2 protein-coding genes, 1 tRNA gene and 1 rRNA gene are annotated in these 8,856 nt (G+C 70.1%); 3 read left to right on the top strand and 1 reads right to left on the bottom strand.

Annotated elements, in window-relative coordinates:
• Together rrf and ACIGEZ_RS33450 are read left to right on the top strand one after the other, a co-directional pair.
• Window positions 1-93: ribosomal RNA gene (gene rrf, locus ACIGEZ_RS33455) — 5S ribosomal RNA — on the top strand; the annotation flags it as partial.
• Between the two features lie 5 nt (window positions 94-98).
• Window positions 99-171: transfer RNA gene (locus tag ACIGEZ_RS33450), tRNA-Thr, on the top strand.
• Between the two features lie 90 nt (window positions 172-261).
• Here ACIGEZ_RS33450 and ACIGEZ_RS33445 read toward each other — a convergent pair.
• On the bottom strand, window positions 262-2,913 hold the full coding sequence (locus tag ACIGEZ_RS33445; RefSeq protein WP_399838925.1) for a SpoIIE family protein phosphatase: 2,652 nt from the start codon (window positions 2,911-2,913) through the stop codon (window positions 262-264).
• 273 nt (window positions 2,914-3,186) lie between these two features.
• Here ACIGEZ_RS33445 and ACIGEZ_RS33440 point away from each other — a divergent pair, with 273 nt between their 5' ends.
• The gene (locus ACIGEZ_RS33440; protein WP_399838923.1) at window positions 3,187-8,685 is read left to right on the top strand and encodes a HAMP domain-containing protein; all 5,499 of its coding nucleotides are present in this window, start codon (window positions 3,187-3,189) and stop codon (window positions 8,683-8,685) included.
• The last annotated feature ends 171 nt before the right edge of the window (window positions 8,686-8,856 follow it).

Here is an 8,856-nt window from a genome sequence, read left to right as displayed (position 1 = left end):
ACGCCCGGTTACATTCCGAACCCGGAAGCTAAGCCTTTCAGCGCCGATGGTACTGCAGGGGGGACCCTGTGGGAGAGTAGGACGCCGCCGAACAACCCGCCCTTTTAGCTCAGTCGGTAGAGCGTCTCCATGGTAAGGAGAAGGTCAACGGTTCGATTCCGTTAAAGGGCTCAGAGAAAAGGCCCCCGCCTCATGGCGGGGGCCTTTTTGCGTTCCCGGAGAGAAGGATCGGGAACGGCCCCCCGAAGGGGGCCGGCTTCCTCACTGGTGGTGCGGCTCCGGGATGCGGAGGGCCAGGATGGCCATGTCGTCGGAGGCCGGTTCCTGGGCGAAGCGCTCGACGGCCCGCAGGACGCGGGCGGCGACCGCGCCGGCCGTCAGGCCCGTACAGGACTTGAGGACCTCGGTGAGCCCGTCGTCGCCCAGCATGCGGGTGCCCTCGCGGCGTTCGGTGACGCCGTCCGTGACGCACAGGAGGACGTCGCCCGGGTCCAGGGTGATCGTCTGCTCGTAGAGCTCCAGGTCCTCCATGACGCCGAGGAGGGGCTGCGGGTCCGCCGCGGGGCGGACCGTGCCGTCCTGGCTGAGGCGGAGCGGGAGGGGGTGGCCGGCGCAGACGACCTTCAGGACGGCCGAGCCGTCCTCCTGGGGGCGCATCTCGCCGTACAGGAGGGTGAGGAAGCGGCTGCGGGCGCCCTCGTCGAGGATGGCCGCGTTCAGGCGTTCCAGGACCGCGGGGCCGCCGAAGCCCTCGCGGGCCAGGAGGCGCAGGGCGTGGCGGGCCAGGCCGGTGACGGCGGCGGCCTCGGGGCCCGTACCGCAGACGTCGCCGATGGCGAAGCCGTAGGCGCCGTCGCGGATGGGGAAGAGGTCGTAGAAGTCTCCGCCGACCTCGTTGCCCTCGCCGGCCGCGCGGTAGATCACGTCGACCTCGACGCCCGGGATATCGGGGAGGCCGGGCGGCAGGAGGCTGCGCTGGAGGGAACGGCTGATGGCCATGCGCTCGGAGTAGAGCCGGGCGTTGTCCAGGGCCAGGGCGGCTCGGCGCGAGAGGTCCTCGGCGAGCTCCAGGATCTCCTGGCGGAAGTGGTCGTCGGAGGGCTTGCCGAGGGTCAGCATGCCGATCACGCGGTTGCGGGCCACGAGCGGCAGGACCACGGTCTCGCCGCCGACGGCCGACGCGGTGGCGAGAGTGGTGTTGATGCCGGAGGACAAGGGGCCGGGGCCCTCGCCGAGTTCGCGCACCGAGGCGCTGAGCGCGGCTCGGTGGGCGGCGTCGCCGGGTGCGGTCCAGACGCGGGCACCTGGAGTGGTCACCGGGTCGGGCGGGGAGATCGAGGAGAGCAGGGCCTTCAGGCCGTCGATGAGGTCCTCGTCCTCGTGCAGGACGTAGGAGAGGTACGGGTCCGAGGTCTGGTCCGCGATCGTGTAGACGGCGCACCAGGTGGCCAGGGTCGGGACCGTCATCTGGGCCATGAGGGCCAGGGTCTGGTCGCGGTCGAGGGTGCCGGCCAGGAGGTCGGAGGCCTCGACGAGGAAGCTGAGGGAGCCGCGGCGGAGGCGTTCGAGCTCGCCGAGGCGGGCGGACTCGACGGCCAGGGCGATGCGGTCGGCGGCGAACTGGAGGCGCAGGGCCTCCTCGTTGGAGTAGCGGTTGGCGCCTTCCGCGGCGACGCCGAGGGAGCCGGTGAGGCGGCCCTCGACCTTGAGGGGGACGGTGACGACCGAGCGCATGCCGGTGCCTTCGAGGAGTGGTACGGCGCCGGGGACGGCGGCCAGGTCCTCGTGGACGGCGGGCATGCGGGCGGAGCCGTAGCGGCTGGCGCCGGTCTCCACGGGCACGCGGGCGAAGCGCTGGCGGGCGGAGGGCAGGCCAGTGGTGGCCCGTACCTCGAGTTCGGTCTCGTCGTCGGTGGCGAGGAGGAGGAAGGCGGAGTCGCCGTCGAGCATGTCGCGGGCGCGTTCGACCGTGCGCTGGAGGAGGCCGTCGAGGTCGTCGGGGGCCGGGGAGCCGATGAAGACCTCGAAGGGGTCGGCCGTGGTGCGGTTCTCGTTGCCGGACTCGGAGGAGGCCGGGCGCTGCGGGGTCTGCAGGACGGCTCGCTCGTACTCGCGTACGAGGAGGCAGACGGTGGACGGCTCGCCCTGGGCGTCGCGGACGCGGAGGTGTGAGGCGTACACGGGGATGACGCGGCCGTCGGCGCAGCGGATGCCGTAGCTGCCCTCCCAGCGGGACAGGCGCAGGGCCTCGGCGAGGCCGGTGCCGATGCCGGGGGTGTGCGGCCAGGCGGCGAGGTCGCCGAGGGGTTTGCCGGTGACCTGCTCGGCGCTGTAGCCGAAGAGTTCCTCGGAGTCCTCGTTCCAGGCGGTGATGGCGCCGGTGCGGTCGATCTGGGCGACGGCCACGCGGACGCGGGTCTCGGTGAGGGGGAGGAGCGGGTCGGGCAGGACGGGGCCGGCGGAGCGGGTGCCGACGGGCCGGTCGGGAAGGTCCAGCTGGAACCAGACATGTTTGCGGGTGGGGCTGTACTCGACGCCCCAGCGGCCCGCGAGGGCGGCGCAGAGCAGCAGGCCCCGGCCGTTCTCGCGGTCGGGGCTGCCCATGCTCCGGCCGTGCTGTACGGGGATCTCGCGCTCGGGGTAGCGGTCGGCGACCTCGATGCGGACGCCGTCGTCGGCTCGCAGGCACAGGACGTCGGCGGCGGTGCCGGCATGGATGACGGCGTTGGTGACGAGTTCGCTGGTCAGGACGACGGCGTCGTCGACGACCTCGGCGTATCCCCAGCCCTGGAGGGTGTCCCTGACGAAAGCGCGGGCGGTCGCCACGGACCGCCCGACGGGGTCGAATGTGGCAGCCGCCCGCGCGGTGATCACTGAACTCCTCGTACGCGTCTCGACGCCCGGCTCTGCCATGGTCGGTCTGCCCCTCCCGCTGTCCTTGCTCTTGTCGCGCCTTTCGCGCCGTCGCCCCCGCCGGGCGGACCGGGGCGGTTGGACAGCCGGATGCCAGGTTACTTACCTTCGCTGTCCCAGCGGATGCCGGTCGCCGCTGTTTCCGTCCTTCGGACGTGGGGACCTTGTGCGAAGCTGCCGAACTGTTATGGCCTGGTTCGGCGGCGGTGAAACACTGGGCAAGCTGGTAGCGAGAGACCGAGCGGTATGGTCGACCCCTTCGGGAGGGACACGGTGGAGTCTGGCACGACGGCGCGGCGCGGCGGCGGTTCGCGGGCGCGGGGGTCCTCCCGGGCGGAATCCCAGGGAGGGCGGTCCCGAAACGGTGGGACGGTGCAGGTGGACGCGGCCGCGCTGGAGCGGCTGCTCGCCGCGCTGGTGTCGATGCGGGACGGGAACTTCCGTAAGCGGCTGACGGTCTCGAGTGACGGGATCATGGCGGAGATCTCCGCCGTGTTCAACGAGGTCGCGGACCGGCAGACGCATCTGACCGGTGAGCTGTCGCGGGTGCGCCGGGTGGTGGGCCGCGAGGGCAAGCTGTCGGAGCGGCTCGAGACCGGGGCCGGCGAGGGAGCCTGGGCGGCGGCCGTCGAGGCGGCGAACGCGCTGGTGGACGAGCTGGCGCGGCCGGTGTCCGAGGTCGGGCGGGTGCTGTCGGCGGTGGCCGAGGGTGACCTGGGGCAGCGGATGGAGCTGCGCTCGGAGGGTACGGACGGGACGACGCGGCCGTTGCGCGGGGAGTTCCTGAAGGTCGCGCGGACCGTGAACAACCTGGTCGACCAGCTGTCGGTGTTCGCCGACGAGGTGACGCGGGTCGCCTTGGAGGTGGGGACCGAGGGCAAGCTGGGCGGTCAGGCCCAGGTGCGCGGAATGTCCGGTTCGTGGAAGGATCTCACGGACTCGGTGAACACCATGGCGAACCGGCTGACGGCCCAGGTGCGGGACATCGCGCTGGTGACGACGGCGGTCGCGAACGGTGATCTGTCGCAGAAGGTCACGGCGAACGTGGCCGGCGAGATGCTGGAGCTGAAGAACACCGTCAACCGGATGGTGGATCAGCTGTCCTCGTTCTCGTCCGAGGTGACCCGGGTGGCCCGCGAGGTGGGCACGGAGGGCGAACTGGGCGGTCAGGCCGAGGTGGCCGGGGTCGCCGGTGTGTGGAAGGACCTCACGGACTCCGTCAACACGATGGCGGGAAATCTCACCAATCAGGTGAGGGGTATCGCGGAGGTCACCACCGCGGTCGCCAACGGCGACCTGTCGCAGAAGGTGCGGGTGTCGGCGCGCGGTGAGATCGCGCAGCTCGCCGACACGATCAACCAGATGACGGAGACGCTGCGGACCTTCGCGGACGAGGTGACCCGGGTCTCCGGCGAGGTCGGTGCGCAGGGTCTGCTCGGCGGTCAGGCGCAGGTACCGGGTGCGGCGGGCACGTGGAAGGACCTGACGGACTCGGTCAACACCGTCTTCCGGAACATCACCACGCAGGTGCGGGACATCGCGCAGGTGACGACGGCGGTCGCCAACGGTGATCTGTCGCAGAAGGTCACGGTGGACGTGGCCGGCGAGATGCTGGAGCTGAAGAACACCGTCAACACGATGGTGGACCAGCTCTCCGCGTTCGGTTCCGAGGTGACCCGGGTGGCGCGGGAGGTCGGTGTCGAGGGTCTGCTCGGCGGTCAGGCCGAGGTGCCGGGCGCGGCCGGTACGTGGAAGGACCTCACCGACTCGGTGAACACGGCGTTCCGCAACCTGACGGGTCAGGTGCGGGACATCGCGCAGGTGACGACGGCGGTCGCCAACGGTGATCTGTCGCAGAAGGTCACGGTGGACGTGGCCGGCGAGATGCTGGAGCTGAAGAACACCGTCAACACGATGGTGTCGCAGCTGTCCTCGTTCGCCGACCAGGTGACGCGGATGGCCAGGGACGTGGGCACGGAGGGCCGCCTCGGCGGTCAGGCCCGGGTGGACGGCGTCTCGGGGCGGTGGCGGGAGCTCACCGACTCGGTGAACTTCATGGCCGGCAACCTGACCTCGCAGGTGAGGCAGATCGCCCAGGTGACGACGGCCGTGGCGCGCGGCGACCTGTCGCAGAAGATCGACGTGGACGCCCGTGGCGAGATCCTGGAGCTGAAGAACACCATCAACACGATGGTCGACCAGCTGTCGGCGTTCGCCGACCAGGTGACCCGGGTGGCCCGTGAGGTGGGTACGGACGGGCGGCTCGGCGGTCAGGCGCAGGTGCCGGGCGTCGCCGGTGTGTGGCGCGACCTGACGGACTCGGTGAACGGCATGGCCGGGAACCTGACGGCCCAGGTGCGCAACATCGCGCAGGTCGCCACCGCGGTCGCGAGGGGCGACCTGTCGCAGAAGATCGACGTGGACGCGCGCGGCGAGATCCTGGAGCTGAAGAACACCCTCAACACGATGGTGGACCAGCTGTCCAGCTTCGCGGAGCAGGTGACCAGGGTGGCCCGTGAGGTGGGCACGGAGGGCATCCTGGGCGGTCAGGCCGAGGTGCAGGGGGTCTCCGGCACCTGGAAGGACCTGACCCAGTCGGTGAACTTCATGGCGAACAACCTGACCTTCCAGGTCCGTAACATCGCCGAGGTCACCACCGCGGTCGCCCGTGGCGACCTGTCGAAGAAGATCACCGTCGACGCCAAGGGCGAGATCCTGGAGCTGGTGACGACCGTCAACACGATGGTCGACCAGCTGTCGAACTTCGCCGACGAGGTGACCAGGGTGGCCCGCGAGGTGGGCACCGAGGGCATCCTCGGCGGCCAGGCCCGGGTGCGCGGGGTCACCGGCATCTGGAAGGACCTGAGCGACAACGTCAACCTGATGGCCAACAACCTGACCAGTCAGGTGCGCAACATCTCCCGGGTCTCCGCGGCCGTCGCCAACGGCGACCTCACGAAGAAGGTCACGGTCGAGGCGCGCGGCGAGGTCGCCGAGCTCGCCGACACCGTCAACACCATGGTGACGACGCTGTCGTCGTTCGCCGACGAGGTGACCCGAGTGGCCCGTGAGGTGGGCACGGAGGGCGAACTGGGCGGCCAGGCGCGGGTTCCCGGCGTCTCGGGCACCTGGAAGGACCTGACCGAGTCGGTGAACTCGATGGCCTCCAACCTGACCGGTCAGGTGCGGCAGATCGCCGCCGTGACCACGGCCATCGCCAAGGGCGACCTCACCAAGAAGATCGACATCGACGCGCGCGGCGAGATCCAGGAGCTGAAGAGCACCATCAACACGATGGTCGACCAGCTGTCGAACTTCGCCGAGGAGGTCACCCGGGTGGCCCGCGAGGTGGGTACGGACGGCCAGCTGGGCGGCCAGGCGCGGGTCCGCGACGTGGACGGCACCTGGCGGGACCTGACGGAGTCCGTGAACGAGATGGCCGGGAACCTGACCCGCCAGGTGCGGGCGATCGCGGCCGTCGCCACGGCGGTGACCCGCGGCGACCTCAACCTCAAGATCGACGGTGTGGACGCGGCGGGCGAGATCCAGGCCCTCCAGGAGAACATCAACACCATGATCGCCAACCTGCGCGACACCACCCTCGCCAACGAGGAGCAGGACTGGCTGAAGGGCAACCTGGCCCGTATCTCCGGTCTCATGCAGGGCCGCCGGGACCTCGAGGACGTCGCCTCGCTCATCATGAGCGAGCTCACGCCGGTCGTGTCGGCGCAGCACGGGGCCTTCTTCGTGGCGATGCCGACCGGCTCGTCCAACAGCGACGCCGAACCGGTGGGTGAGGGGGAGGGCTCGTACGAGCTTCGGATGCGCGGTAGTTACGGCTACTCGTCCGGCTCGATGCCGACCTCGTTCCGGCCGGGTGAGACGCTGATCGGGACGGCCGCGGAGGAGAAGCGGACCATCCAAGTCAACGTGCCGCCGGGCTATCTGAAGATCTCCTCCGGTCTCGGCGAGGCCGCGCCGGCCCATGTGATCGTGCTGCCGGTGCTGTTCGAGGGGCGGGTGCTGGGCGTGATCGAGCTGGCCTCGTTCCAGCCGTTCACCCAGATCCAGCGGGACTTCCTCAACCAGATCGCCGAGCTGATCGCCACCACGGTCAACACCATCAGCGTCAACACCCGTACCGAAGTGCTGCTCCAGCAGTCGCAGGAGCTCACCGAGCAGCTGCGCGAGCGGTCCGCGGAGCTGGAGCACCGGCAGAAGGAGCTGCAGAACTCCAACGCCGAGCTGGAGGACAAGGCCGAGCTGCTGGCCCGTCAGAACCGGGACATCGAGGTGAAGAACACCGAGATCGAGGAGGCCCGGCAGGTCCTGGAGGAGCGCGCCGAACAACTCGCGGTCTCCATGCGCTACAAGTCCGAGTTCCTGGCCAACATGTCGCACGAGCTGCGCACCCCGCTCAACTCGCTGCTGATCCTGGCCAAGCTGCTGGCGGACAACACCGACACCAATCTGACGCCCAAGCAGGTCGAGTTCGCCGAGACCATCCACGGCGCCGGCTCCGACCTGCTCCAGCTGATCAACGACATCCTCGACCTGTCGAAGGTGGAGGCGGGCAAGATGGACGTCTCGCCGACCCGGATCGCGCTGGTGCAGCTCGTCGACTACGTGGAGGCGACCTTCCGGCCGCTCACCGCGGAGAAGGGGCTCGACTTCTCGGTGCGGGTCTCGCCCGAACTGCCCGCCACGCTGCACACCGACGAACAGCGGCTCCTCCAGGTGCTGCGCAACCTGCTGTCGAACGCGGTGAAGTTCACCGACACCGGCGCCGTGGAGCTGGTGATCCGCCCGGCCGGCGCGGACGTGCCGCAGTCGATCCGGGAGCAGCTCCTGGAGGCCGGGACGCTGCGCGACCCGGAGGCGGACATGATCGCCTTCTCGGTGACGGACACGGGCATCGGCATCGCGGCCGGGAAGATGCGGGTCATCTTCGAGGCGTTCAAGCAGGCGGACGGCACGACCAGCCGGAAGTACGGCGGTACGGGCCTGGGCCTGTCGATCAGCCGGGAGATCGCCCGGTTGCTCGGCGGCGAGATCTACGCGGCGAGCGAGCCGGGCCGCGGCTCGACCTTCACGCTGTACCTGCCGCTGAGCCCGAGCGAGCCCGCGCAGTCCGGGTACGGGCCGGAGCAGCACGACCAGACCGGTCACCCGGAGGGCTACGGGGAGGGTGGCCTGGAGTCCGGTGACGGTCTGGTGCACTTCGCACCCGCACCGCCGCACACCGAGGCCCGCTCCGGGGCAGGCGCGCTGTTCCGGCACCGGCGCAAGGCGGTGGAGCAGCGGGCGGCGGTGCCCGGACAGTCCGTACAGCACGATCAGTCGGCCGGGGAGGACCGGGCCGAACCCGAGCCGCGGCGGACCTTCGCCTTCGCAGGCGAGAAGGTGCTGATCGTCGACGACGACATCCGTAACGTCTTCGCGCTCACCAGCGTCCTGGAACAGCACGGCCTCGCGGTGCTGTACGCGGAGAACGGCCGCGAGGGCATCGAGGTCCTGGAGCAGCACGACGACGTGTCGGTGGTGCTGATGGACATCATGATGCCGGAGATGGACGGGTATGCGACGACGACCGCGATCCGGCGCATGCCGCAGTTCGCCGGGCTGCCGATCATCGCGCTGACCGCCAAGGCGATGAAGGGCGACCGCGAGAAGGCCATCGAGTCCGGGGCCTCGGACTACGTGACCAAGCCGGTGGACCCCGACCACCTGCTGACGGTGATGGAGCAGTGGATGCGCGGGGAGGGGCGCTGACCGACGGTCGCCAAACGGGTGTGAGAGGCCGGAGGACGGGGAACCTTCTGGTCTCCCGCCGCGTTCGGACTACGGGCACGAAGCTGCGTGCTCCGTGACAATGCGGTGACAGGGTGTGGCGACGGGCGGGGTGCGGCTACGATGACCGGCACAAGGACGGACGGCGCATGG

This window comes from Streptomyces sp. NPDC085481 (assembly GCF_044541845.1).
Taxonomy (GTDB): Bacteria; Actinomycetota; Actinomycetes; order Streptomycetales; family Streptomycetaceae; genus Streptomyces.
The sequence above is the reverse complement of the archived record's forward strand: the minus strand, read 5'-3'. Positions and strand labels throughout refer to the sequence as shown.

Bases quoted from the DNA above. Each gene is read 5' to 3' on its own strand.
- ACIGEZ_RS33445 (WP_399838925.1), bottom strand. From the start codon at position 2,913: ATGGCAGAGCCGGGCGTCGAGACGCGTACGAGGAGTTCAGTGATCACC.